General features: G+C 69.9%; 24 protein-coding genes. 14 read left to right on the forward strand and 10 right to left on the reverse strand.

Going from position 1 to position 23,362, the window contains the following annotated elements; translation table 11 throughout:
* Positions 1-94 precede the first annotated feature (94 nt).
* Positions 95-946: a GGDEF domain-containing protein gene (locus ACWEV3_RS24090; protein ID WP_452616087.1), complete on the reverse strand. Its 852-nt coding sequence runs from the start codon at positions 944-946 to the stop codon at positions 95-97.
* A gap of 292 nt (positions 947-1,238) precedes the next feature.
* On the opposite strand from ACWEV3_RS24090, the gene ACWEV3_RS24095 reads away from it, so the two are divergent.
* Positions 1,239-2,543 (forward strand): glycosyltransferase 87 family protein, encoded by a 1,305-nt coding sequence (locus tag ACWEV3_RS24095; protein WP_452616088.1) that lies wholly within the window; start codon positions 1,239-1,241, stop codon positions 2,541-2,543.
* Positions 2,544-2,658: 115 nt separating this feature from the next.
* Here ACWEV3_RS24095 and ACWEV3_RS24100 read toward each other — a convergent pair whose 3' ends face one another.
* Together ACWEV3_RS24100 and ACWEV3_RS24105 are read right to left on the reverse strand one after the other, a co-directional pair.
* Positions 2,659-4,026: a hypothetical protein gene (locus ACWEV3_RS24100; RefSeq protein ID WP_452616089.1), complete on the reverse strand. Its 1,368-nt coding sequence runs from the start codon at positions 4,024-4,026 to the stop codon at positions 2,659-2,661.
* 177 nt (positions 4,027-4,203) lie between these two features.
* The gene (locus ACWEV3_RS24105) at positions 4,204-5,067 is read right to left on the reverse strand and encodes a hypothetical protein (RefSeq protein ID WP_452616090.1); all 864 of its coding nucleotides are present in this window, start codon (positions 5,065-5,067) and stop codon (positions 4,204-4,206) included.
* Between the two features lie 201 nt (positions 5,068-5,268).
* Here ACWEV3_RS24105 and ACWEV3_RS24110 point away from each other — a divergent pair, with 201 nt between their 5' ends.
* Entirely contained in the window at positions 5,269-6,447 is a 1,179-nt protein-coding gene (locus ACWEV3_RS24110) for an AI-2E family transporter (protein ID WP_452616091.1), read from the forward strand.
* A gap of 94 nt (positions 6,448-6,541) precedes the next feature.
* On the opposite strand, the gene ACWEV3_RS24115 is transcribed toward ACWEV3_RS24110, so the two are convergent.
* Positions 6,542-7,738, reverse strand: coding sequence for a GGDEF domain-containing protein (locus ACWEV3_RS24115; RefSeq protein WP_452616164.1), 1,197 nt, complete (start codon positions 7,736-7,738; stop codon positions 6,542-6,544).
* Positions 7,739-7,912: 174 nt separating this feature from the next.
* On the opposite strand from ACWEV3_RS24115, the gene macS reads away from it, so the two are divergent.
* The 6 genes from macS (at position 7,913) to ACWEV3_RS24145 (ending at position 12,992) form a co-directional block, all read left to right on the forward strand.
* On the forward strand, positions 7,913-9,097 hold the full coding sequence (gene macS, locus ACWEV3_RS24120; RefSeq protein WP_452616092.1) for a MacS family sensor histidine kinase: 1,185 nt from the start codon (positions 7,913-7,915) through the stop codon (positions 9,095-9,097).
* Complete coding sequence (locus tag ACWEV3_RS24125) at positions 9,094-9,771, forward strand: response regulator (RefSeq protein WP_093260900.1); 678 nt, start codon at positions 9,094-9,096, stop codon at positions 9,769-9,771. Before macS ends, ACWEV3_RS24125 begins: the two co-directional genes overlap by 4 nt.
* Before the next feature lie 346 nt (positions 9,772-10,117).
* Entirely contained in the window at positions 10,118-10,285 is a 168-nt protein-coding gene (locus tag ACWEV3_RS24130; protein WP_452616093.1) for a hypothetical protein, read from the forward strand.
* An 81-nt stretch (positions 10,286-10,366) separates the two neighbouring features.
* Positions 10,367-10,540, forward strand: coding sequence for a hypothetical protein (locus ACWEV3_RS24135; RefSeq protein ID WP_165967928.1), 174 nt, complete (start codon positions 10,367-10,369; stop codon positions 10,538-10,540).
* A 115-nt stretch (positions 10,541-10,655) separates the two neighbouring features.
* Positions 10,656-11,987: a hypothetical protein gene (locus ACWEV3_RS24140; protein ID WP_452616094.1), complete on the forward strand. Its 1,332-nt coding sequence runs from the start codon at positions 10,656-10,658 to the stop codon at positions 11,985-11,987.
* A 249-nt stretch (positions 11,988-12,236) separates the two neighbouring features.
* A complete protein-coding gene (locus ACWEV3_RS24145; RefSeq protein WP_452616095.1) occupies positions 12,237-12,992 on the forward strand; it encodes an AfsR/SARP family transcriptional regulator in 756 nt (251 codons plus the stop codon).
* 308 nt (positions 12,993-13,300) lie between these two features.
* On the opposite strand, the gene ptsP is transcribed toward ACWEV3_RS24145, so the two are convergent.
* Positions 13,301-14,938, reverse strand: coding sequence for a phosphoenolpyruvate--protein phosphotransferase (ptsP, locus tag ACWEV3_RS24150; protein ID WP_452616096.1), 1,638 nt, complete (start codon positions 14,936-14,938; stop codon positions 13,301-13,303).
* Between the two features lie 211 nt (positions 14,939-15,149).
* On the opposite strand from ptsP, the gene ACWEV3_RS24155 reads away from it, so the two are divergent.
* Positions 15,150-15,428, forward strand: coding sequence for a hypothetical protein (locus ACWEV3_RS24155; protein WP_452616097.1), 279 nt, complete (start codon positions 15,150-15,152; stop codon positions 15,426-15,428).
* A gap of 298 nt (positions 15,429-15,726) precedes the next feature.
* On the opposite strand, the gene ACWEV3_RS24160 is transcribed toward ACWEV3_RS24155, so the two are convergent.
* Complete coding sequence (locus tag ACWEV3_RS24160; RefSeq protein ID WP_358568329.1) at positions 15,727-16,059, reverse strand: glutaredoxin family protein; 333 nt, start codon at positions 16,057-16,059, stop codon at positions 15,727-15,729.
* 254 nt (positions 16,060-16,313) lie between these two features.
* Here ACWEV3_RS24160 and ACWEV3_RS24165 point away from each other — a divergent pair, with 254 nt between their 5' ends.
* Positions 16,314-17,021 carry a TetR/AcrR family transcriptional regulator gene (locus ACWEV3_RS24165; protein WP_452616098.1) on the forward strand — a complete coding sequence of 236 codons (708 nt, stop codon included), beginning with the start codon at positions 16,314-16,316 and terminating at the stop codon, positions 17,019-17,021.
* A gap of 195 nt (positions 17,022-17,216) precedes the next feature.
* Positions 17,217-17,843, forward strand: coding sequence for a hypothetical protein (locus tag ACWEV3_RS24170; protein ID WP_452616099.1), 627 nt, complete (start codon positions 17,217-17,219; stop codon positions 17,841-17,843).
* 186 nt (positions 17,844-18,029) lie between these two features.
* On the opposite strand, the gene ACWEV3_RS24175 is transcribed toward ACWEV3_RS24170, so the two are convergent.
* Both ACWEV3_RS24175 and ACWEV3_RS24180 read right to left on the reverse strand, forming a co-directional pair.
* Positions 18,030-18,422 carry a hypothetical protein gene (locus ACWEV3_RS24175; RefSeq protein WP_452616100.1) on the reverse strand — a complete coding sequence of 131 codons (393 nt, stop codon included), beginning with the start codon at positions 18,420-18,422 and terminating at the stop codon, positions 18,030-18,032.
* A 46-nt stretch (positions 18,423-18,468) separates the two neighbouring features.
* Entirely contained in the window at positions 18,469-18,867 is a 399-nt protein-coding gene (locus ACWEV3_RS24180; RefSeq protein WP_452616101.1) for a zinc finger protein, read from the reverse strand.
* A gap of 15 nt (positions 18,868-18,882) precedes the next feature.
* Between ACWEV3_RS24180 and ACWEV3_RS24185 the strand changes: the two genes are divergently transcribed.
* A complete protein-coding gene (locus ACWEV3_RS24185) occupies positions 18,883-19,746 on the forward strand; it encodes a helix-turn-helix domain-containing protein (RefSeq protein WP_452616102.1) in 864 nt (287 codons plus the stop codon).
* Positions 19,747-19,750: 4 nt separating this feature from the next.
* On the forward strand, positions 19,751-19,942 hold the full coding sequence (locus ACWEV3_RS24190) for a DUF397 domain-containing protein (protein WP_452616103.1): 192 nt from the start codon (positions 19,751-19,753) through the stop codon (positions 19,940-19,942).
* A 68-nt stretch (positions 19,943-20,010) separates the two neighbouring features.
* Here the strand turns inward: ACWEV3_RS24190 and ACWEV3_RS24195 are convergent, their stop codons facing one another.
* Positions 20,011-21,534: an ATP-binding protein gene (locus tag ACWEV3_RS24195; RefSeq protein WP_452616104.1), complete on the reverse strand. Its 1,524-nt coding sequence runs from the start codon at positions 21,532-21,534 to the stop codon at positions 20,011-20,013.
* Between the two features lie 136 nt (positions 21,535-21,670).
* Between ACWEV3_RS24195 and ACWEV3_RS24200 the strand changes: the two genes are divergently transcribed.
* On the forward strand, positions 21,671-22,288 hold the full coding sequence (locus tag ACWEV3_RS24200; protein WP_452616105.1) for a GOLPH3/VPS74 family protein: 618 nt from the start codon (positions 21,671-21,673) through the stop codon (positions 22,286-22,288).
* Positions 22,289-22,394: 106 nt separating this feature from the next.
* On the opposite strand, the gene ACWEV3_RS24205 is transcribed toward ACWEV3_RS24200, so the two are convergent.
* Positions 22,395-23,360: a hypothetical protein gene (locus tag ACWEV3_RS24205; RefSeq protein WP_452616106.1), complete on the reverse strand. Its 966-nt coding sequence runs from the start codon at positions 23,358-23,360 to the stop codon at positions 22,395-22,397.
* Positions 23,361-23,362 lie beyond the last annotated feature (2 nt).

A 23,362-nucleotide genomic window follows, 5' to 3' on the forward strand; every position in this document is an offset into this window, starting at 1 on the left:
GGAGAACCGGACGGCGGAGGGGGCACCCGCTTCGCGCGGGTGCCCCCTGTTTCTTGCTCGGGGTCTGCTCAAGACCCACGCGGTACCTCCTTTCCTAGTGTTGGAGCTGTTGTTCGGCCCGGGCGAGGACCGCGTGCACCGACGCTTGACCGTCGGTGGTCACCCAGCTCACCCGCAGTCCGGGACGAACTCGCTTCCGGCCGATGCGCACCGGCCAGCCAGCCACCTCCCGCGCCTGCGCGGCGATCTCCTCGCCGGTGCCGCTCGGGTGCTCCGCGACCACCGCGAACTCGTCGCCGCCGTAGCGGGCGACGGTGTGCTCGTCGCTGAGCCCCTCCCGGAGCCGCCCGGCCAGCGTGGTCAGCAGGTCGTCGCCCCGGTCGAAGCCGTACTCGGCGTTGAAGGCGGCCAGCTGCTGCACGTCGATGAGCACCAGCGTGGACAGCGTGCCGCGGCTGCGAGCGCGGACCAGCGACTGCTCCAGCCGGTCCAGCAGGAGGACGCGGGCGGGCAGGCCGGTCAGCGGGTCCAGCAGGCCGCGGCTGTGCGGGACGTCGGTGTGCACCGGCTGCAGCAGCATCAGCACCCGGCGGCGGCCCTGCACCTGCACCGCGTGGTAGTCCGCCCAGATGCGGCTCAGCGGTTGGCCGCTGCGGGCGATCACCATCGGGATGGACAGCGGCGAACCGGCCCGCAGCACCTGGCCGGCCAGCTCGGCCCAGTCGGGCATCGGGGCGCCGGTGTCGTCGCGCACCTGCCAGCCGGTGGGCCGGGCGCCGGTGAGCAGGTCGGCCTTGGCCAACTGCATCAGTTCGGCGGCGACGTCGTTGGTGGCCAGCACCTGGCCGCGGTCATCGGTCAGCAGCACGCCGAGATTGAGTCCGCTGATGAGTTCGTCCCAAACCGGCGCCAACTGGCCCGGTGCGGTCACCTCGAGGACACTCATTCGGCCCCCTCCTCCCCACCAAACGGAGCAGTCCGTCTGAGCCTCCCCTCAGTGCAGGGCGAAATTCAAGGCCTCAGTGACCACCCGTAATGGTGGTATTCACGCTGTGCACATAACTGTGCGTTAGTTGTTCACGCACCGTTTCCGCCCAGGTCACCTCGACGGCCGGGACTTGAGGAAGCGAGCAGGTGAAACATCGTTAGGTGGCATTGCGCTCAAAACGCCCCGCGCCGCCCCTTCGGCCGATCGGATCCCTACTCTGGTCGAGGTGCCGCAGGCGAGAGGATGGTGCATGCCGGTGCACGGGACCGCGGGTCGACCGCCGCTGCGGGAGCGGTTGCGCGACCACCGATCTCTGCTGGCCGTGATCGCGGTCGCGGAGCTGGTCGCGGTGATGGTGGTCTCCACCGTCAACACGCACGACCACATCGACGGCGAGGTCTACCGGCTCGGCGCGAAGGCGCTGCTGGCCGGGCGCGACCTCTACAACGGCCTCCCGGCCACCGAATCCGGGCTGGAGCTGCCGTTCATCTACCCGCCGTTCGCGGCGATCCTGTTCGCGCCGCTGGCGCTGATCCCGAAGGCCGGCTCGACCGCGGTGATCATGCTGGTCAGCCACCTCGCGCTCATCGCGACGCTGTACGTGGTGCTCAGCGCCTCGACGTTCCTGCGCGCGCACCGGGACAAGGTGCTGCTGGTGACGGTGGCCGTGCTGCCGCTGGCCACGATCAGCGAGCCGGTGCTGGAGACGATCACCTACGCGCAGATCAACATCGTGCTGATGGCGCTGGTCGCGATCGACTGCCTGTGGCGGACCGACGGCGCGAAGAAGCTGCCGTACCCGCGCGGCCTGCTGATCGGCCTGGCCGCCGGGATCAAGCTGACGCCGCTGGTGTTCCTGCTGCTGCCGCTGCTGCGCCGGGACTTCCGGACGATCGTGGTCTCGCTGCTGACCTTCCTGGGCACCGCGCTGCTGGGCTTCGCGCTGACCTTCGACAACGCCCGGCGGTTCTGGCTGCAGGAGATGCTGGCCAGCAGCAACGTGTCCTTCGGACCGAAGTTCACCGGCGACGCGTCGACCTACGCGGGCAACCAGTCGTTGCGCTCGCTGCTGAGCAAGATGTCCACGCCGAGCCTGACCGTGGTGTTCGGGCTGCTCGCGCTCCTCGCGCTGGTGCTGGCCGTGGTGGGGATGGTGCACGCGGTCCGGCAGCGGGATCTGCCGACGGCGGTGACGATCAACGCCATCCTCGGGTTGCTGGTGTCGCCGATCTCCTGGTCGCACCACTGGGTTTGGGCGATCCCGGGCCTGGTGCTGCTGCTCGGCGCGGGCTACGTCCGGCGGAACTGGGGGTTGCTGCTCGCGGCCGCCATGGCGGCCGGGTTCTTCATGATGGGCCCGCACTGGAAGATGCCCCAGGGCGACGGCCTGGAGCTGACCTGGAACTTCTTCGAGCAGCTGATCGGCAATTCCTACGTCTACTTCGGACTGGCGTTCCTGCTCTACAACGCGGTGCTGTGGTGGCGCTCCCGGCGCACGGTGATCGACCCGGGCGAAGCGGCCCCGGAAGCCCCCCGAACCGCCCCGGTGCCGTAGCCGTTCGTGAGTGCTTTGGGGCGCTCCTAAGCACTCACGAGCCCTGGCCATCCTGGACGTGGGCATGAAAAAACCGGGGCGAGCACCACGCTCGCCCCGGTTTTTCGCGTTCGGATCAGATCCGGTTGAACACGACCGTGTCCGCGTTCTCCAGGGAGCGCAGCGCGCTGTCCGAGGTCAGGCCCGGCGTCGGGAGCGTGTGGCCCTGCACCGCCGTGATGTCCGGGACGCCGCCGCCGAGCACCGGCAGCGCCATGCCGCCGGTCCGCGGCGCGGGCACCGGCCGGAACGGGTTCTGCGTGACGACCTGCTCCGGGGGCACCGCCGCGGCCAGCTCGTCCAGCACCGTGACCGCCACGTCGGAGCGCAGCGGCGCAGCCGTGAACGCCGGCTCCTCGCTGCGCGCCGCGGTGCCGTCCAGCGCGGAGGAGATCCGGCTGACCTGCGGCACCGAGGTCTGGCCGCCGCTGAACGCGTTGAGCTCGCCCATCACCGGCAGCGGCGCCGTCACGCCGGGGGACTCACCGCGCTGCGTGGTGCCCGGCGTCCGGGACACGCTGACCAGGGGGATTCCGGTGAGGTCCGGGATCTCGTTGGCCTTCACCTGGTGCTCGCCCGGCACCTCCAGCGGCACGAGGTCGGCGCGCGGCGTCGGCTCGGCGGCGACCGCGGACAACGCCCCCGCCAGCACCTCGTGCGGCACGGTGCGCAGGTCGCTGCGCAGGCCGGGCAGCTCCGCGGTGGTGAGGTCCACCTGGTCCGGCGTCACCAGGCCGCCCTGGCCGCGGGACAGCGCGCCCTCCCAGAGCTCGACGATGCCGCCGGCCGGGGCGCTGAAGCCGTCGAAGTAGACCAGGTCGTCGTGCGGGATCACCAGGTCTGCAGGGACATCCAGGAGCGCACGCGTTTGAAAAGCACCCTCGTCGAGGGTGTTGGCACCCCCCTGGATGACGGCACCGATGGGACCTGCCCAGCTCAGCGAGCGGTGGAAGCCCTCGGCGGGCGTGACCGGGCGGTCGCCGTCGAAGGGCGACAGGCCGGGCACGAGGTCCAGCGGCCGGGCTTCGGCGGGGTCGGCGACCCAGCCGGCCAGGTGCAGCGGGGCGGTCTGCGCCGGCATGTGCCAGTCGCGCAGCGCCGGCATCTCCCGGGTCAGCTCGTTCTCGACGGCGGGCAGCAGGTCGCGCACCGGGTCGATGGTGCCGGCGATCGCGGTGACCGGGTGGCTGGTCCGCGACTCCACCAGCGGCACGTTGTGCCGCGTGCCGGAGCCCTCGGGGAACAGCTCACCCGCGAAGCACCGATCGGCAGGCACCGCATCGTCTCCGAGCTCGTCGAGTACTGGGGGGAGCATCGATTCGCCCAGCGGCGGGGTCGGACGCTCCGGGCAGGCCTGGCTGGCGGACGCGACCCCCGTGCCGACGGCCAACATCCCACCAGTGACCAGCGCGGCTTGCACACCGCGCTTCGCCCAAGACTGCATGGATCTCTCCTTCACAAGGTTTCCCCCTGCCGGGGAGGAAAATCAACTGCGGGCGCCACACCGTCATCGGAACTTGATCATCGGGAGACGGCGGGCATCGGAAATGTGGAGCCGGGTTGCGCGCGGCGGATTTCCTTTCGGCGGCAACGAGATCCGTCGCCTGCGCCGCGCGGCGGTCTAGTCGGGCGTGGTGCCCGGCTGCGGTTCGGGCGCGCTCATCAGCGTGCTGGCGATGTCGCGGGTCGACGCCCCGGCGAAGGCTGGGGTGCGGGCCGGTTCGGCCGGGTAGCAGCCGACCGCGGCGGTGTTGTGCTGCTGCCCGTCGCCGGTGCCTCCGCAGCCGGGCGCGCCGGGCAGCGTGGGCAGAGCGAAAGGCCTTGGCCAGCCCTGGTTTCCGGGCGCCTCAGCGGGTTCCGGCGCGTGCGGCCGGGTAACCGCGTCCGCCTGCTCCGGCGACCGCTGGTGCTCGACCAGCTGCGCCGGCTGCGGGACGGCGGGCGCTACGCCCGGCGCCGGTGCGGCCTGCGGAAGCGGCGCGGACGGCGAAAAACCCTGCTGCGGGCTGGTTTCCCCGGACAGCAGCGGGCCGCCGAGCCCGTCCAGTCCATTGTCGACGGACGTGGACAGCTCGCCGGCCTGGGCTTCGGTGACCGACAGCGCGTCGCCCGCGACGTGCTGGACGCCGTCGGTGGACTCCTGCAGCACGCCGGTCACCGGCTTCGCCGCGTCGAGCAACTGCTCCGCCGGCTCGGCCCGGACCAGCTCGACCGGGTTCAGGCGGCCGAGCGAGAACTCCGCCGGGCCGGACCGGTCGGTGGTCGCACCTCCCGCCGGCGCGGCCGGTGGGTTCGCCGATTCCGGCGGCGCGGCCGATTCGTCGGCGGGCGCGGCCGGGGCGAGGTTCGCGGCGTCCGCCGGGAGCCCGGTGCCGATGAGCCAAGCCGCGGAGGTTCCGGCGGCCGTCGCACCCGCCACCACCAGGGCACGGGTCAGCAGCCGCCACGGTCGGGCGGCTCCCGTCGTGCGGTAGCGGCCGGACATCTCGGTGCCAGAACCTCCTCGGCTTCGGGCGACTCCCCGTTGGACACTGCCTCCTCGCCGCGCCGCACTCTTTCACCACAACTGCCACTTCCGTAAGCACAGAGCGACAGCTTCGCCACATCGTGTTACTGGTGTTCCGGCTCGATAGCGCGCCGTGGTCGTTTCGCCCCCGGGTCCGGTGGTCGGCGCTACGGTGGCAGGGTGAACGACTTCAAGATCACCACCCGGGACGACGCCGCGGCGTCGATTCCCCGCGTGCTCCGCGTCTCGGCGGCGTTGAGCTGGCGGTTGGTGGTGGTACTCGGCGCCCTGTACGTGGTGGGGCTGGTCATCGGCCAGATCTACGTCGTCGTGATCCCGGTGGCCATCGCGCTGCTGCTGTCGGCGCTGCTGGCCCCGATCGTGTCCTGGCTGGCCCGGCGCGGCGTGCCGCGGGCGCTGGCCACCGCGATGGTGCTGGTCGGCGGCCTCGCGGTCGTCGGCGGCGTCCTCACCTTCGTCATCAACGCGTTCATCGAGGGCTTCCCCGACCTGCAGCGCCAAGTCGTCGCCAGCCTCAACCAGCTGAAGGACTCGCTGGCGCAGGGCCCGCTGCAGATCAACGAGGAGCAGATAGGCCACTACCTGGACCAGGCCCAGGAGTGGCTGGCCGCCAACCAGGCGGCGTTGACCAGCGGTGCGCTGTCCACCGCGGGCACCTTCGGCAACTTCCTCACCGGGTTGGTGCTGGCGCTGTTCACGCTGATCTACTTCCTGCACGACGGCCGCGGGGTGTGGCTGTTCGTGACGAAGCTGGCGCCGAAGCACGTGCGGCACCGGGTCGACGTCGCCGGCTGCAAGGGCTTCGCGTCGCTGGTCGGCTTCGTGCGGGCGACCGCGCTGGTCGCGGTGGTGGACGCGCTCGGCATCGGAACGGGCCTGATGATCCTGGGCGTGCCGCTGGCGATCCCGCTGGCGGCGCTGGTGTTCCTCGGCGGCTTCGTGCCGATCGTCGGCGCGGTGGCCTCCGGCGCGGTCGCGGTGCTGGTGGCGCTGGTGACCAAGGGCTGGGTCGTCGCGCTGATCGTGGTCGGCATCGTGCTCGTGGTGCAGCAGATCGAGGGCAACGTGCTGCAGCCGCTGATCCTGGGCCGCGCCGTGCAGATCCACGCGCTGGGCGTGGTGCTGGCGATCAGCATCGGCATGGTGGTCTCGGGCATCGTCGGCGCGCTGCTCGCGGTGCCGATGGTCGCGGTGCTGAACTCGGCGATCCGCTCGCTGGTGGAGGAGGAACCGGAGCAACCGGCCGAACCCGCCGGGGAGGCCGAAGCGGAACCACCGCCGCCCGACGAGACCCCGGACGAGAAGCCGGAACAGGCGCCGCAGAACTCCGAGGTCTGACGCGGTTCAAGAGGCTGTTTCGAACGTCGTGGCGTGGGGTGTTCGTTGTCTTTGAAGCGGCGCAGCCGCTTACCCCACCTGCGGAAACAGGCCCTCAGGCGAGGGTGACCGCGTTGCGGCCGCCGGACTTCGCCGCGAGGAGGGCCGCATCGGCGGCGACCAGCAGGTCGGTGAGCTCGTAGCCGAAGCGGGACGTGGTGGCCACGCCGATGCTGACCGTCAGGTCGTCGAGCTCCCGGTGCCGCCCGTGGACGTCGCGGGCGGGCACCGACAACGCGGCCGTCGACGCCCGGATCCGGTCCGCCACCGCGCACGCGATGCCCGTGTCCGTGCCCGGCAGCAGCACCACGAACTCCTCGCCGCCGAAGCGGCCGACCACGTCTTCCCGCCGCACGCTGCTGCGCAGCATCATCGCGACGGCCGCGAGCACCGTGTCGCCCGCCAGGTGCCCGATCTCGTCGTTGACCCGCTTGAAGTGGTCGAGGTCGAGCAGCAGCAGCGAGGCGGGCTGGCCGCGGACCTGCGCCCGGTGGAGCTCGTTGCGCGCCAGCCGCTCCCAGTGCGCGGCGTTGGCCAGGCCCGTCTTGCCGTCCCGCTGCGCGGACCGCCGCCACTGCGGCAGCTGGCCCGCCAGGTCCAGCAGGACCAGCGGCGGCCCGGCCAGCAGGGCGCTGCCCGGCTCGCTGTGCACCGCCACCGCCAGCAGCCCGCCCAGGCTCGCCGCGACGATGCCGAGCAGCACGTCGATCGGCTCGCCCACCACGTCCGCCCGCGCCGCCGACGGGTTGCGCAGCCGGATGCCGCCGGCGACCACGAAGGCCCGCACCAGCAGCAGCACCGCGCCGGTCAGCACGAACTGCGCGGGCGACCAGCCGGGTTCCGACCAGCCGATGAGGAACCGCGCGGACAGCGTGGCGATCGTGGTGGCCGCCGTGGTGAACAGCCAGCGGTGCAGCTCCGGGCGGCCGTCCAGCACGCCGTGCAGCGTCGGCCCGAGCAGCAGGAGCACCAGCAGGTTCGGCGGCAGCGTGAGGATCCCGGCGGCCAGGTAGGCGATGTGCAGCGTCCACGGGTTCCGCCGCACCTGCCGCTGCACGTTGATCGACACCGAGGTGATCACGATGACCGTCCCGGCGGTGGCGGCCAGCATCGCGAAGGTCAGCAGCTCGCGCGGCAGCGGCGACCGGCTCGTCACGAAGACCAGCACGACCAGCACCAATGCGATCGCTTGCACGGTGAGCACGTAGGCGATCGCCGCTGGCCGCAGTCGCCACAGCAGCCATCCCCCCACCAAGCCGATCACCTCCCCCGCCGAGCCTCGCACAGCGGACCGCCCCGCCGAAGCTCGCCACTCGGGCCATTCGGGGCGATGCTCGTCGTGATCACAAACACGCAGAGTGCTCGATCCGGCGGTCTCCGCCAACCCCGATGTACGGCAGGATGGTCCGCTGGGGAAGGAGCGAATGTGGGCAATCCGCAACAGCCGTCGCGCCAGCCGCAGGTCGCCGACGGCCGCTCGCCGCTTTGGCGCGGGCACAACGTGTTCCGCGTGGTCACGTTCCTCTACGCCTGCTTCTGGTTCTTCTACCAGCTCGGCGATTACGAGCGGCCGTGGCTGGCGGCGCTGGTCATCTTCCTGATGGGCGTGTGGACCGCGTTCACCGTCTGGCGGTACTGGTCCCGCGCGGGACGCACCAACCGGATGGTGCTGATCGACTGCGTCGTGGTGTCCGCGCTGTTCCTCAGCAACGAATTCATCCTCACCGAGCACCAGATGCTCGACAACCTCCCGACGGTGGTGACGGTGTGGCACCCGACGATGGTCACCGCCGCCGCCTCGCAGTGGGGCGTGTTCGGCGGGCTGGCCACCGGGATCATCGCGGCGGCCAGCAACTACCTGATCCGCGGCTTCAGCGATCAGACCATGTCGCTGGACACCCTGCTGCTGGTCGGCACCGGCCTGGTGATCGGCCTGGCTTCGGACACGGCGCGCCGGTCCACCGATCGGCTGGCCCGCGCGCTGCGCGCGGAGGCCGCGACCGCGGAGCGGGAACGGCTGGCGCGCAACATCCACGACAGCGTGCTGCAGGTGCTCGCGCGGGTGCGCCGGCGCGGCGCGGAGCTCGGCGGCGAAGCGGCTGAGCTGGCGAAACTCGCGGGAGAGCAGGAGATCGCGCTGCGCGCGCTGGTCGCCACCACGCCGCAGGAGACCACGGAGGACGGCGAGGTCGACCTCGCCGCGCGGCTGCAGGTGTTGCGCACCGGCCGGATCAACGTGTCGATACCGGGCAATCCGGTGCGGTTGCCGGAGCCGCTGAGCAGCGACCTGTTCGCGGTGGCGCGGGAAGCCCTGGCGAACGTCGAGAAGCACGCCGGCGCGGACGCCCAGGCGTGGGTGCTGCTGGAGGAGCTGCCGGACGAGGTCGTGCTCACCGTTCGCGACGACGGCCCGGGCATCCCCGAGGGCCGCCTCGAAGAAGCCGCCGCCGAGGGACGGTTGGGCGTGGCCAAGTCGATTCGGGGCCGCGTGGAGTCGATGGGTGGCACGATCACGCTCGACACCACGCCCGGCGAGGGAACGGAGTGGGAGGTCCGGGTGCCCCGACCCGAAGCGATCCCGGGCAAGCGCCGCAGAGGAGGAAAACGATGAGCGAGCCGCCCGTCACCGTGATGGTCGTCGACGACCACCCGATGTGGCGCGACGGAGTCGCCCGCGACCTGACGGAGCGCGGCTTCGAGGTTCGGGCCACCGCGAGCGACGGCGCATCCGCGCTGCGCATCGCGCGGACCGTCAAGCCCGACGTCGTGCTGATGGACCTCAACCTGGGCGACACCTCCGGGGTCAGCGCCACCCTGCACATCACCCAGGAGATCTCCGGGACCCGGGTGCTGGTGCTGTCCGCCAGCGGCGAGCACAACGACGTGCTGGAGGCGGTGAAGGCCGGCGCGTCCGGCTACCTGGTGAAGTCGGCGTCGGTCGAGGAGCTGGTGGACGCGGTGCAGCGCACCGCCGCCGGCGACGCGGTGTTCACGCCCGGCCTGGCCGGGCTGGTGCTCGGCGAGTACCGGCGGATGGCGATCACCCCGGACTCGGAGTCGCAGGCGCCGCAGCTGACCGACCGGGAGACCGAGGTGCTGCGGCTGGTCGCGAAGGGGATGACCGCCCGGCAGATCGCCAAGAAGCTGGTCATCTCGCACCGCACGGTGGAGAACCACGTCCAGTCGACGCTGCGCAAGCTGCAGCTCCACAACCGGGTGGAGCTGGCCCGCTACGCCATCGAGCACGGCCTGGACCAGGAGGAGGCCGAGCCCGAGGGAGCCTGACCTCCCGGGATTGGCCCGTGTTGCGGCCGCGCCGCTTCAAGAACAACTGAATTCGCAGGTCAAGACCCGTGTGCCCGGTCGGCGCACGGGTCTTTTTTTCGTTCTGTGACCCGCGATCCGTGCAGGATTTTCCTGGTTCACCCGATTCAACGATGAAAGGCCTTCACCAGGCCCCCTTTTCGCTGGACACCCCCGCCATTACGGGCCGTGACCCCGGGGCCTGCGCGGCGCATCGCGACTCCGCGTGACGGTGTGGTGACGGCCGAGTGACGGGCCTCTGGCGTACTCGTCACCAGCGGCACGAAGCCGCGGTCGAAATTCCGTCAATGCGAACAGGAGCATGACCATGGAGTTCTCGTACGAGTTCGCTGAGATGCTGCCCGAGCGCGAGGCCCTCGGCGGCTGGTGGGGCGGCGACGTCAACACCATCGTGGCCGACAACACCGCCGTGGCTCTCTTCGGGTCGCAGGCGACGGCTGCCCAGGTCATCACCCAGTCCAGCGGCCGGTGGTAACCGATCTGCCGTTAACACCTCCGGCCGCCCACCGCTGCTGCGCGTGGTGGGCGGCCGGCCACCAAAACGAGGAGATGGAACATGGACACTCTCGATCTTCACGACCAGTCCGCGGAACTGCTCCCGCAGCGCGAGGCCCTGGGTGGCTGCGGCTGCAACCTGTTCCCTGACGTCAACACCGTCGTGGCGGTCAACACCGCCGTGGCCCTCTTCGGGTCGCAGGCCACGGCCGCCCAGGTCATCAACCAGGTCTGACGGCCCAGTCTGGCCGGGAGCGAAGCGTTCGCTCCCGGCCAGGCTCGCGCGCCGCCCACCACCCGCCAAACCAGTGCAGCCCACCCGCACGTGAACGGGTTCGCAGGAGGAAGCCATGTCAGAAGTCACCCAGACCGACCACGCGGCGGAGACCGACGAGCAGGCGGTCGCGCGGCTGGCCGACGGAGTGTCGCTGTGCGGGGAGTACGAGGGTGGCGGCTTCGACGAACCGCGTTACCTGATCTCCCGCGGCGACGGCCAGATGGTGCTGGTGTCGCCGCTGCTGTACCAGATCGCGACCGCGATCGACGGCACCCGGAACCTGGCCGAAGTGGCGTCGCAGGCGTCGCAGGCGACCGGCCGGGAACTGTCCGCCGCCAACGCGGAGTTCCTCATCAACGAGAAGCTGCACCCGCTCGGCATCGCCACCCTGTCCGAGCCGCTGGCCGAGCCGCCTAAGGCGGATCCGCTGCTGTCGCTGGCCATGCACGGCGTGCTCGCGCCGCCCCGGGTGGTGCGGGCGGCGGCCGCCGTCCTGGCGCCGCTGTACACGCCCGCCGTCGTGGTGCTCGTGCTGCTGGGGCTGGTCGCGTTCGACGCGTGGCTGATCGGCTCCGGCTACGTCGACCTGGCGTTCCAGCAGTCCGTCGGTGAACCGTCGCAGGTGCTCCTGCTGCTCGCCCTGATGGTGAGCAGCACGCTGTTCCACGAGCTGGGGCATGCCGCCGGGTGCCACTACGGCGGCGCCAAGCCGGGCGCGATCGGCGTCGGCGTCATGCTGATCATCCCGTGCTTCTACACGAACGTCACCGATGCCTACCGCCTGGACCGGCGGGGCCGGCTGCGCACCGACCTGGGCGGCATCTACTTCAACGCGGTGTTCATCCTGGCGATGGCCGGGATCTACGGCCTGACCGGCTTCGCGCCGCTGCTGGTCTTCATCGCGCTGAGCCACATCCAGATCCTGCAGCAGCTGCTGCCGCTGCTGCGCATGGACGGCTACTACATCCTCGGCGACCTGGTCGGGGTGCCGAACCTGTTCTCCCAGATCCGCCCGTTCCTGCTGCGCCTCGTCGGGCGGAGCGGCAACGTGCCCGGCACGCACTCCGGGCTGCGGCCGCGGGTGCGGATCCTGGTCACCGCCTGGGTCCTGGTCGTGGTGCCCACGCTGCTCTTCGCGCTGGGAATGCTGCTCTGGCGGCTCCCGGTCTACCTGTCCAGGGCGTTCAGCCGGGGCCACGACTACTGGACGATGCTGGTGACCGGTGTCGGGCAGGGGCAGTTCTGGGCCCCGGTCCTGGCGATCGTCTCGATGGTCATCCTGCTGCTGCCGTGGCTCGGCGCGGGCGCCTTCGCGGTGCGCAGCTACCGGCGGATCTCCCGGCTCATCGCGCGCCGCCGCAAGCAACGGAGCACCGGCGGGCGCCACCGCAGCGTGCGCGCCTGAAGTGCTCCTCCATGGGGCTCCCACCGGGGGGTGTGGGAGCCCCACACGTGTGTGATGAGGACCGCTGGTCACGGTCCGTAGTGCGGTAACAGCAAAGTGGAGTGGCCCCGATAGGCACGAATGTGGGCCCTGGTTCCGGCGTCAACGCCGGTGCTCGGGAACTTCCGGGGGAGGGCAGTGGCTTCCCCGCGGAGCGCCCGTTTCAGGCCTGTCGAGGGGGGAACTATGACCGGTGGAACAGTGCGTCCGATGACACGCGTGCGGGCGCGCACTCCTGCGCAGCCCGACCAACCGTTCCGGCTGTCGCTGCTCGGCGGCTGGGATCTGCAGGCCGGCGGCGAGGGCGTGGCGATGTCCAGCAACGGGCAGCGCGTGCTCGCCTTCCTCGCGCTGCGCGGGCGCACCCAGCGTGACTACCTCGCCGGCATCCTGTGGCCAGAGAGCGATGAGCAGAGCGCGCTGGCCAATCTCCGGACGACCCTGTGGCGGGTGCGCCAGCGGGCCAAGGGCGCGGTGATCAGCACCTCGCACGAGCTCCAGCTCGCGCCGCTGGTGACGCTGGACGTCGACGGACTGGTCGCGGCGGGGCGCTACCTGGTGCGCCAGGATTCGGCGGAGTCGCCCGCGGACTGCGCGGAGATCGGCCGCGACCTCGCTAGGCACGCGCCGCTGCTGCCGGGCTGGTACGACGACTGGGTGCTGACCGAGCGCGAGAGCCTGCAGCAACTGCAGGTGCACGCGCTGGAGGTGGCCGCGGAGCGGCTGGTGCAGTCGCGGCACCTGGGGGCGGCGCTGGAGATCGCGCAGGCGGCGACCCAGGTGGAGCCGTTCCGCGAGACGGCGCACTGCGCGGTGGTCAAGGTGCTGCTGCAGCAGGCGAATCCGGCGCAGGCGGTGCGCCACTACCAGCGCTACGAGCGCCTGCTGGACCGGGAGCTGGGCATCGAGCCGTCGCCGAACCTGCGCGACCTGGTCCGCCCGGTCCTCGCCCGATCCCAGGCCTGACCCCGAAAGCCCGTTCCAGGCCGGCACCGCGGTCGGTGCTCCGCCGCGCGCTGGGGGGATGAAGTGAACGGCCTGTTCACCTCGCCTATCGGGACGAACGGTCCGTTCACTCCACACCAGCAGTGCCCACCGACGCCGAGGCGGATGAAGCGAACGGCCTGTTCACCTCGCCTATCGGGACGAACGGTCCGTTCGCTCCACGCCAGCAGTGCCCACCCGACGTCGGGTGGATGCGGTGAACGGCCTGTTCACCTCGTCTATCGAGGCGAACAGGCCGTTCACTCCGTACTAGGCGCGGGGCCAGCCGGTCAGGCGAGGACCGTCCGGACCGCTTCCCGGGCGCGGGCCGGGGTCGCCGCCGCGAGGGCCGCTTCCGCCGCCTGCTCGAAGGTCGCGATCGGGTGCTCGGCGAGCGCCGCGCCGACCGCCGGGACCGCCGCCGCGGCCATCGACAGGCTGGTCACGCCGAGGCCCGCGAACACCCCGGCCAGCAGCGGGTCGGAGGCGGCCTCGCCGCACACGCCGACGGGCTTGTCGAGCTCCCGCCCGGCCCGGCCGATCATCGCGATCAGCCGCAGCAGCGCCGGCTGCCACGGGTCGTTGAGCTCGGCGAGCGCGCCCGCCTGCCGGTCGGCGGCGAAGACGTACTGCGCGAGGTCGTTGGTGCCGATGCTGACGAAGTCGACCGCGCCGAGGATCTCCGCCGCGCTCAACGCCGCCGCCGGGATCTCGATCATCACGCCGGCCCGCGCCAGGCCCGCAGCCCGCACCCGGGCGGCGAACCAGGCGGCCTCGTCGACGGTCGCGACCATCGGGGCCATCACGGACACCTCGGCGCCGGAGTCGGCCGCGGCCGCGGCGATCGCCTCCAGCTGCCGTTCCAGCACGTCGGGCCGGTCGAAGGCGACCCGCAGCCCGCGCACGCCGAGCGCCGGGTTCGGCTCCACGCCCATGTCGAGGAACGCCAGCGGCTTGTCCGCGCCGGCGTCGAGCGTGCGGACGATGACCGGCTTGCCCGCGAACGGCGCGATGACCTCGTGGTACGCGGACCGCTGCGTCTCGACGGCCGGTTCCTCGCTCGCGCCGAGGTAGCAGAACTCGGTGCGGAACAGGCCGACTCCCTGCGCACCGGCCGCGACGGCGGCGCGCGCGTCGGCGCCCGATCCGACGTTGGCGATGACCTTGACCGGCTTGCCGTCCGCGGTCTCGCCGACGCCGTTCCACTCCGTGGCCGCGGCGCGCTCCGCGGCGTGCACGGGCACCGCTTCCTCGGAGGTCTCGACCTCGCCGCTGTCACCGTCCACGATCGCGCCGGCCACGTCGGGCACCCCGAGCACGCCGCGGACCGCCACCACCGCCGGGATTCCCAGTGCTCGCGCCAGGATCGCGGTGTGGCTGGTCGGGCCGCCTTCCTCGGTGACCAGCGCGAGCACCAGGCTCGGGTCGAGGTCGGCGGTGTCGGCGGGGGCGAGGTCGCGGGCCAGCAGCACGCTGGGCCGCGCCAGTTCGGGCACGCCGGGCGGCGTCACGCCGTGCAGCTCGGCGATGATCCGGTCCCGGACGTCCTGCACGTCGCGGGCGCGTTCGGCCATGTAGCCGCCGGCCGCGCTCAGCGCCTCGGCGAAGCCGTTGGCCGCCTCGAACACCGCGCGCGGCGCGGGCATCGAGCGGCCGGTGACGAGTTGTTCGGCTTGCGAGGTCAGCGCCGGGTCGAGCGCCATCGCGGCGGTCGTCTCCAGCACGGCCTTGGCGTCGCCCTCGACCCGGGTGGCGCGCTCGAACAACCGCTCCGCAACGGCCTCGGCGGCGGGCCGGATGCGGGCCGCGTCGGCGGCCGGGTCGGTGGGCGCGGGGGTGGCGGACGGTTCGGGCAGGGGATCGGCGACCCGGGCGACCGGCCCCGAGGCGCGGCCGGAGCTGACTCCGACACCAGTCAAACGCGACATGGTCTAGACCATACCCTTCTCGCTCGGGCTTTGGGGCGATCGTAGGCACGAGTACACCGTTCGGCCCGAACGTCGTGGCCAGCGTGAACACGCCCCGTGGCGACAGTGGTTCTTACGTCCCCCGAATGTCGCATTGAATCCATTACCGATGAGTAACAACTGAGTAGCCGTACGGATCCGACCGCAACCCCCGGAACAGGAGGCTGTGGGCATGGCATTGAGCACTCAGATCACCGAAACGAAACCACGCCTCGACTGGTTCGCCGAGCCCCTGGCCGCGATCGTGAACCTCTTCGCCAGCCAGCTCTCCGAATCCGGCACCGGCAGGAGCGACGACGCGTCGGGGACGGCCTCCGACAGACTCCCGCCGCCGACGAACGAACTGCCCGCCAAGCCGGTTCCCATCCCGGGCGAGCCCGTCGACACCAGCCAGGCCCACCCAGCGCAGTCCCCGGTCGTTCAGACCGGGGCTGCCCCGTCTTCGGAGTGATTCCGCGTTCATGCCACCAAGACACCGCCGCCAGACCCGCGAACGGCCCGTTCACCTCGGAAGCAGAGGAGAACGGGCCGTTCGTCGCATGCCTGGCCGACCACAGTTCGATCCCGTTCGGGGATCCACCGTTCGAGCTAAATTCCAGTCGTACATGGATCTTTTCGGAGCAGTCGAGCGTCAGACTGAACGGGTTGTTGCTCGCCGGTATCGCGCCACCGACGATCACAACCTGCTGAGGGCCGGCCGCAACGCCCCCCGTGCGGTCGGCCCCCGGTGAAAAGCCCGTCGGGCGCGCTCAGTCCCGCGCCTTGCGCAGGCCGAGGGCCTTCAGCGCTCCGTCCACCTTGCCGGGCTGCTGCTCCGGCAGCAGGTGCGGCGCCTGCTCGGCGACCGCGGAGACCACCTCGCTCGCCGAGGGGTTGACCGCCTGCCACTCGCCCACGACCACGGTCGGCACCGTCTCGTTGCCATCGGCGATGGAGCGGACCACCGCCGCCGCGTTCGGGTCCTCCCAGATGTCCACCTCGGTGAAGGCCAAGCCCTGGCGCCGCAGCCCGGCGCGCAGCGCGGTGCAGAACGGGCAGCCGGGCCGGGTGTAGACGACGACTTCCTCGACGACGGCGGTCATCTCTTCTCCTCCAGTCATGCGTGCTGGTCGCCGCGCGGATCCGGGGCCGGTCTCGCGGCGTTGCCCACGAGCTGCAACATCGCGGGCACCCGAATCATTCGCGACACCGCCGCATCCGGGGCCGGAGCGAGACGATGCTCACCCCGGGGCCCCCTCCCACTCACGCCCGCGATGGCGGATTCGGCCGCGTGCCCCCAGGCGAGGGGCCGGATGGGCCACAATCACGTGCGTCCACAGCGACACGGGAGTGGCACATGACCGAGGTGTCTCGACGCGGGCGGGTTCGCGCGGCCACCGAGCTCGAAATCCGCCAGCACGCGCGGGCGCTGCTCGTCGAGCACGGGAGCGACGCGGTCACGCTGCGCGCAATCGCCCGCGAGCTGGGCATCACGGCACCGGCCCTGTACCGGTACTGCGAATCCCGCGAAGACCTGCTGCACCAGCTCTGCGACGACATCTGCGCCGACCTGGCGACCGAGCTGCACGCGGCGCTAAAACCGGCGGCCGGGGGCTTCCTGGACAAGATCTTCGCGGTCTGCCGGGGGTTCCGGGGCTGGGCGATGGCGCATCCCGAGGAGTTCGCGCTGGTCTTCGCCACGCCTCGGGGCGAGGAGGGCAGCCGCAGGCAGGACCAGTTCGCCGGCGTCTTCCTGGGCATCGTCGGCCCGTTCCTGGCCGAAGGCGCCGTGAAGATCGATTCCGCGGTGGGGCTGCCGTTCGAGTTACCGGACATGTCGGCGCAGCGGGACGCCTTGGCGGCGGCGTTGTCCACCGAGGGCATCGAGGTGCCGGCGGAAGCCCTGAGCCCGGACGCGGTGTACGTCCTGCTGCGCTGGTGGGTCCGCCTGTACGGGCACGTGGCCCTGGAGGTCTTCGGCCGCTTCCCGTTCGACCTCACGCACGCCGACCGCCTCTTCGACTCGATGCTCCACGAGCTGGCCCACGAATCCGGCCTGGCCTGAACGCCGTTCGCGGTGCCCGTCGAGCCCTCCCGTTTTGCCTGGATTTGGGCGCTTCAGCGCCCCATCGGATCATTCGAGTAGTCCGATCGGAGCAAGTTTCGGGATCCTGCCGATCTTTTCGCGGTCCTCGATCAACCCCGCCCTCGCGCCGGGCGTCACAAGGACATTCACCGAAAGCGCGGGAAGGGTTGCACGATGTTCCAGAAGTCGGGGCGAGTTCTCATTGCGGCACTGGCGGTTGGCGCCGCCCTCTTTGCCGGCGGTTGCGCCGCCGGCGCGGGATCGGCACTGCAGGCCCCACACCCGCCGAACATAGCGACGACCGCCGAGGGATCGATCGCCGGGGACAGCCAGGCGACGCAGAGCTCCGGCGGCAGCACCGCGTCCGAGAGCACCGAGACCGGCAAGAACACGGGCAAGAACACCGGCGAGGTCACCGGCGAGAACTCGGGCGAGGGCAAGGAAACCGGCAACGGCTCGACGGCCGGTGTCGAGCAGGACATCCCGATCAGCAGCTACGCGTCGGACCACGAGACGAAGAAGCTGGTGACCTGGCCGAAGGAGCTGATCCTGCCGGACGAAGCCAGCGGCGGCGCCTCGGACGTGCAGTTCAAGAACATCACCTGGATCAGGTGGGGCGAGAACGGCGCGGAGGGCAGCGGCGACGCGTACGTCACCGGCGGCGGTGCCCCGCCGGAGACCATCCACAATGTACGGATCATCGTGGACGACGCGAAGACCGTCGGCGGCGTGCGGCAGTACACCCACTTCCTGATCATGTACCCGGACGGCATGGTCAACGAAGGCCGGACCGACTTCTGATCCCCGCATTCTTCGACGAGACCGGAACACGGTGCACGACCCCCTGGTGCACCGAACGGCGCCCGTTCTCGTCGAAACTGCCACCCCGGCAAGCCATGCCGGGGTGGCAGTTCTGCACCGTCAGCCGATGGCGGCGACGGCCTCGATCTCGATCTTGAGCCCGGTGGCGCACCCACACCGTCGTTCTCAGTGCGAGCGGAAGGCAGTGGTCGCGAGGGTGGCGGTGATCGGGGGATCGATCTCGTCGACGAGATCCTCCGTGGCGAGTCGGTGTTTGCCGACGTAGGACGGGGTTTCGGCGGCTAGTGCCCGGCGGCGTTCAGCCAGATATGCCCGGTAGTGCTCCGCGACCATGTCCTCGAAGACGGTCCGCTCGCGCACTTCCGGTTGTCGCGTAGCCGCCGCCTGCATGGTGTCTCGTATCTGCCAGACGCTCAACGAGCCGAGCCCCGCGCCGGCATGCTGCCCATTTCCGCCGCGCAATGGGAAAACCGCAACGAGCGCCGCGGCGGCGGCGAGCAGCCCGAACGCAGTCGGTGCGCCGAGCGGCGAATTGAAGAATCCGAGCACCACGTCCATGTCCAGCCTCCTTGTTCAGCAACCGCGTTCCGATGTCCGACGTGGATCAGCCGGCGGCGTCGCGCCGCGCTTTGGCTTCAGACCAGCATTTTTCGCAGGTGGGAGCCAGCCACTCCACCTCGGTAGGCCGGACGATGCCGATGGTCCGACCGCAAAGGGTCGAACGCTCCTGCCCGGGCACCGGCGGTTCGTCCGGCTCCAAACCATGCCGAGCGCCCTCGAAAGGCCGCCAATAGGCAACGGGCCGCTGAGGCTCCAGGAAAAACACCAAGAACACCTCCAGAGGTAAGGGGAAGACGGCGGCGGGCCAGCGGGGTCGGGGGGGAAGGGAACCGGCCCAGCCACCGTCTAGATCAAAAATTATCCTAGAAAGCTTTCTGGAGGTATTACCTGATCGGGTTCCCTTCAGTGTGCTAAACCTGAACCACTTCCCGATCCGCCACATGACATGGGGGACTAGATGGCACCCTCTTCGCCGCCCGTTGCAGCGTGGGAACTCGGAATCCGGCTCCGGGAAGCCCGCGAACTGGTCGACCTGAGCTCCACCGATGCCGCGAAATCCATTGGCATCACGCAGAACTACCTGAGCAACGTCGAGCACGGCCGACGCCGGATCGCCGAGGACAAGCTCGACAAGCTGCTCACCAACTACGGCGTGCGCGACGACGAACGCGAAGAACTCCTGGCACTGCGCCGAGCATCGGACGGGAGCGGTTGGTGGTCGCGTTACAGCGGGCTTTTCTCTCCAGAGCTCATCAGATTCTTCGGATACGAGCACGGCGCGCAGGAGGTTCACACCTACGAAGGCGCGATGATCTCGGGCTTGCTCCAGACCGAGAACTACTCCCGCGCCGTGCACAGCGGCGACAGCGCGAACCTGCGCAAGTCCGAGGTCGAGCGCCGCATCGAAGCCCGCATCCGCAGGCAGGAACGCTTGAGCGGGCCAGACCCGCTCAACGCGACGATCCTCATGGCCGAAGGCGCTCTTCACCAGCAGGTCGGCGGCCCCGAAATCCTGGCCGAACAGCTGCAACAACTGCTCACGATGATGGACGAGCACTCCGGAACGCTCGACGTCAGGATCATCCCGTTCAGTGCTGGCGCGTACTGCGCGCTGGGTAGCTCAACCTTCCACCTGCTTACCTTCCCGAGCACCCGGCTCGTGCGCTTGGGCTGGCACGAGACCGTGACCTCGCTGAATCTCGTCGAGAGCGAGCTGAAGATCCACCAGTACAGCGTCGCGTTCTCGGAAGCACTGAGCCGCGCAGCGGATCGAGACGGCTCCAAACAGCTCATTCACAAGGCGTTGCACCAGATAACATGAGCGGGTGTCGGATTTAGCGAAGAACTTAGCCAACGCCAACTGGTTCAAGTCCAGCTACTCGACAAGCTCCCAAGGCTGCGTCGAGGTCGCCCTGGCCGCACCGATCGTCGGTGTCCGCGACAGCAAGGACCCGCACGGCGGGAGCCTGGTGTTCGGCCGTCGACAGTGGGCCTCGTTTATCGCCTCTATGCGGTAATCAGCCCGTCAAGCCGCGCAGATCTGCGCGAACTTCGCGCGCTTCAGGCAAGCCAAGTTCCTCCACGATCACCAATGCTTGCCGCCACGCAACACGGGCACCGTCCAAGTCGCCAAGCTGCCGCAGCGAAGCCCCGAGCCGGCGCAGGCTGCCCGCTTCACCTCGGCGATGCCCAAATGTTGGAAGTCAATGGCATCCTTGAGAATTTCCATCGATTTTTGGAACTGGCCAAGGCATGCGTGCGCTTCGGCCATCCGGCTCAACGCCATACCCTTTCCTATTTCACCGCCAATCAAATCGCGCCACGGCTTCCCGTTGTCGTTGAAAGTCAGGCCAGGGACAGCAGACTTAGGGTGCTCCGGCGCGAAACGCCCGGTATGCGACGTTGTCTGCCAATTCGCGGCCGAGCTCGTACGAAGGTAGAAGTCGAGGAGACGTCGGACCGCTGTGTGGCGGGTGTCGACCGGCTCGTCGGCCGCCGCGCATTCGGCCGCGTAGGACCTGAGCAGGTCGTGGAATCGGTAGCGGCTGCGCTCGGGTTGTTCGATCAGATTGGCCCGCAGCAGCTCCGCCAAGGGGCGCCGGAGATCTCGCTTGGTGCGGTCGGCGAGAGCCGTCAAGGCATCCAGGCCGATGTCCGGGCCGGTCGGGAGGCCCATCAGGCGGAAGAGCCTGGCCGCTTCCGCGGAGAGCGAGTGGTAGGACCAGGAGAAGACCGCGCGCACGCCGGTTTCGCCGCCTGCGTCCAGGGCGTCCAGGCGTTCTCGTTCGTCGCGGAGCTCTTCGACCAGCTCGTCCAGCGGGAAGTCCGAGAACTCCGCTGCTCGGACCGCGACCACGCCCAACGCCAGCGGGAGTCCGGCGCAGTACGACACGATTTCCGCCACGGCTTCCGGTTCGGCGGTCAGCCGGTCCTGGCCCAGGTAGCGGGCCAGCAGCTCGTGGGACTCCTGTTCGGTCAGCACGGTGAGAGTCATGCGAGTGGCACCTTCGCGGATCACCAGGTCATCGAGGCGGTTTCGGCTCGTCACCACGACCAAGCAGGTAGGCGTGCCCGGCAGCAAGGCGCGCACCTGATCGGCGGTGCGGGCGTTGTCACAGAGCACGAGCATTCGCTTGTCGTGCACGAGGCTTCGGAACATCGCTGCCCGGGCGTCGTCGCTCGGCGGGATCCGTTCCGGCGCGACGTCGAGAGCGGCGAGGAAGAGGCCCAGTGCCTCGTTCGGCGCCATCGGTTCCGCGATCGGGTCGAATCCGCGCAGGTTGACGTACAGTTCGCCGTCCGGGAAGCGTTCCCGCACCCGGTGCGCCCAGTGCACCGCCAGCGTCGATTTGCCCACCCCGGCCGTGCCATCAATGGTCGACAGCAGTACCGCACCGTCGCTCCGCGAGCCGGCCAGCAGCGTGGTCAGCATGTCCTGCTCGACCGCGCGGTTCACGAAATGTCGCGTCGCACCCGGCAGTTGCCGCGGGACCACCGAATCCTTCGCGCCGTGGAAATGCACGTCACCCTGAATCGAGCCCGCTTGCACCACCGGCCCGTGCACCGGTGCCGCGACCTCGTTGCCGACCCCGTCCGCCTTCTCGCGCACGCATCCCCCAAGCCGATAGATCAACAATCAGCCTGGCACGGACGCCAACCCGCCAACACCTCCAGACACGTGAACGCTCCCGCCGGCCGGCCCGTCGCCGGGGGGCCAGGTGCTTTCGGGGCTCGGACGGATCACCATGGTGGGCATGGATCTTTCCCTTGCCGAACAGTTCGTGCTGTTGGCGCACAAGCCCACCGGCGGGCGCGTGCTCGCAGCTGACTACTCGGGCGCCGCCGAACTCGGGGACTTGACCCTTTGGCGTCGCGTCGAATTCGTCGGGGTGAAGATCCGGCTCCTCGACGTGACTCCGACCGGCATCGCGTGGCTCGACGGTGGGATCGGGCTGCTGCGCCAGTACGCCGGCTCCAGGAACAAGCCCGTGCCCGCTTACAAGTACATCCGTGACCGGTCCCCGGTTGGTTCGCCGAGCACATCGGCACTGGCCATGCACCGGAGTTCTCTCGCGCAGCGGGACTACCTGCGATGCGTGCGCAAGCGCGCGCTCGGTGTCATACCGCGCAAGCGCTACTACCCCAACCCGGCCATCTGGAATGCGGTGCTGGGCGATCTCCGAGCCTTCGCCCGTGGAGAACTCCAGCCGGACGGCCGCCTCACCCTGCTTGCCGCGTTGGTGCACTCCACCGGCTTGGCCCAGTCACTGCCGCTCGCCAACCCCGAACGCGGGCAGCTCAAGGCGATCAGCAACAACACCGCCCTCGGCGTGGCTGTCCGAGGCGTCATCAACTCGCAATAGCGTCCCGACCGGCCGACGGTTCCGGCCGCTCTGAGGCAGCGCCGCACCGCGCAAAAAGGAGCAGCGGCCCGTGGGGTGCTCGGGCCGCTGCTGGCGTCTGTCGGGATCAGAAGTTGGTGATCGCCGAGATGTTGCCCTTGTGGAGGTTCTCGATCACGTTGCGGGCGTCGCGGTACTTGTAGGAACCCGACTCGAAGAGCAGGTAGGCATCGCCCTTGTACTCAGTGATGCCCTCGGCCATGCTCGGCGCGCGGAAGCACTTCGTGGACGGCTTGTCGATGTCCGTCGCGCCCTTGTCCACCACGAAGACGTTGCTGCGCTTGTCGCGGCCGTAGGACGTGCTGAAGATGAACTTGTCCTTCGTGACCATCAGGCCCTGCGTCTTGGTGGGCACCTCGTAGCCGTGCTCCGTGGTCAGCGAGCCGTTGTCGTTGATCTTGTACGAGAACATCTTGCCGCGGCCGCCGTCGTTGAACTTGCCCGCGTACAGGGTGTCCCCGTAGCTGGAGATGAACGACGCCGCGTACACCCGGCGCCCCTGGCCGTCCTGCTTGACGTACGGGACGCCGCCCTTCTTCATGGCATCCTTGATGTCGGACAGCTTGTACTTGCGGATCGTGTCCCACTTGCCGGAGTCGCGGCCCTGCACGAAGGCCCAGCCCTTGCTGACCGTGATGCCGCCGACGTGCGACTCGGCGATGGCGACCGTGCCGACGTGCTTGCCGGTCTTCGGATCGATGCCGACGATGCGCGCGTCCTGGCCCTTCTCGCCGTACTCGGTCACCAGCAGCAGGTCGCTGTTGGCGCCGTCCCAGTTGTACCAGGGCGAAATGCCCTGCGGCGTGTACTTGTCCAGGCCCGGGACCGCCGGGCCCTTGCCGAAGGCCTTGTCGTAGACCTCCGACGCCGACGGGCCGCTGTAGAACGGGCCGTTGCCGCCGGCTTTCGTCTCGCACTTGATGCCCTGGTCGGCATCGCCTTCCTCGGCCGCGGCCGTGGTCGTCGCAGCAGTGCTGAGCAGGAACGCACCGCTGACCGCGGTGATCGCGACTTTGCGGAGGAGGTTGGACATCG

The sequence above is a fragment of the Saccharopolyspora sp. NPDC003752 genome, from assembly GCF_053605825.1.

What these genes read in the sequence shown, in the direction of transcription:
- ACWEV3_RS24090 (WP_452616087.1), bottom strand. Translation starts at nt 946, where the DNA reads ATGAGTGTCCTCGAGGTGACCGCACCGGGCCAGTTGGCGCCGGTTTGG.
- ACWEV3_RS24095 (WP_452616088.1), top strand. Translation starts at nt 1,239, where the DNA reads ATGCCGGTGCACGGGACCGCGGGTCGACCGCCGCTGCGGGAGCGGTTG.
- ACWEV3_RS24100 (WP_452616089.1), bottom strand. Translation starts at nt 4,026, where the DNA reads ATGCAGTCTTGGGCGAAGCGCGGTGTGCAAGCCGCGCTGGTCACTGGT.
- ACWEV3_RS24105 (WP_452616090.1), bottom strand. Translation starts at nt 5,067, where the DNA reads ATGTCCGGCCGCTACCGCACGACGGGAGCCGCCCGACCGTGGCGGCTG.
- ACWEV3_RS24125 (WP_093260900.1), top strand. Translation starts at nt 9,094, where the DNA reads ATGAGCGAGCCGCCCGTCACCGTGATGGTCGTCGACGACCACCCGATG.
- ACWEV3_RS24130 (WP_452616093.1), top strand. Translation starts at nt 10,118, where the DNA reads ATGGAGTTCTCGTACGAGTTCGCTGAGATGCTGCCCGAGCGCGAGGCC.
- ACWEV3_RS24135 (WP_165967928.1), top strand. Translation starts at nt 10,367, where the DNA reads ATGGACACTCTCGATCTTCACGACCAGTCCGCGGAACTGCTCCCGCAG.
- ACWEV3_RS24140 (WP_452616094.1), top strand. Translation starts at nt 10,656, where the DNA reads ATGTCAGAAGTCACCCAGACCGACCACGCGGCGGAGACCGACGAGCAG.
- ACWEV3_RS24145 (WP_452616095.1), top strand. Translation starts at nt 12,237, where the DNA reads ATGACACGCGTGCGGGCGCGCACTCCTGCGCAGCCCGACCAACCGTTC.
- ptsP (WP_452616096.1), bottom strand. Translation starts at nt 14,938, where the DNA reads ATGTCGCGTTTGACTGGTGTCGGAGTCAGCTCCGGCCGCGCCTCGGGG.
- ACWEV3_RS24155 (WP_452616097.1), top strand. Translation starts at nt 15,150, where the DNA reads ATGGCATTGAGCACTCAGATCACCGAAACGAAACCACGCCTCGACTGG.
- ACWEV3_RS24160 (WP_358568329.1), bottom strand. Translation starts at nt 16,059, where the DNA reads ATGACCGCCGTCGTCGAGGAAGTCGTCGTCTACACCCGGCCCGGCTGC.
- ACWEV3_RS24165 (WP_452616098.1), top strand. Translation starts at nt 16,314, where the DNA reads ATGACCGAGGTGTCTCGACGCGGGCGGGTTCGCGCGGCCACCGAGCTC.
- ACWEV3_RS24170 (WP_452616099.1), top strand. Translation starts at nt 17,217, where the DNA reads ATGTTCCAGAAGTCGGGGCGAGTTCTCATTGCGGCACTGGCGGTTGGC.
- ACWEV3_RS24175 (WP_452616100.1), bottom strand. Translation starts at nt 18,422, where the DNA reads ATGGACGTGGTGCTCGGATTCTTCAATTCGCCGCTCGGCGCACCGACT.
- ACWEV3_RS24180 (WP_452616101.1), bottom strand. Translation starts at nt 18,867, where the DNA reads ATGTGGCGGATCGGGAAGTGGTTCAGGTTTAGCACACTGAAGGGAACC.
- ACWEV3_RS24185 (WP_452616102.1), top strand. Translation starts at nt 18,883, where the DNA reads ATGGCACCCTCTTCGCCGCCCGTTGCAGCGTGGGAACTCGGAATCCGG.
- ACWEV3_RS24200 (WP_452616105.1), top strand. Translation starts at nt 21,671, where the DNA reads ATGGTGGGCATGGATCTTTCCCTTGCCGAACAGTTCGTGCTGTTGGCG.
- ACWEV3_RS24205 (WP_452616106.1), bottom strand. Translation starts at nt 23,360, where the DNA reads ATGTCCAACCTCCTCCGCAAAGTCGCGATCACCGCGGTCAGCGGTGCG.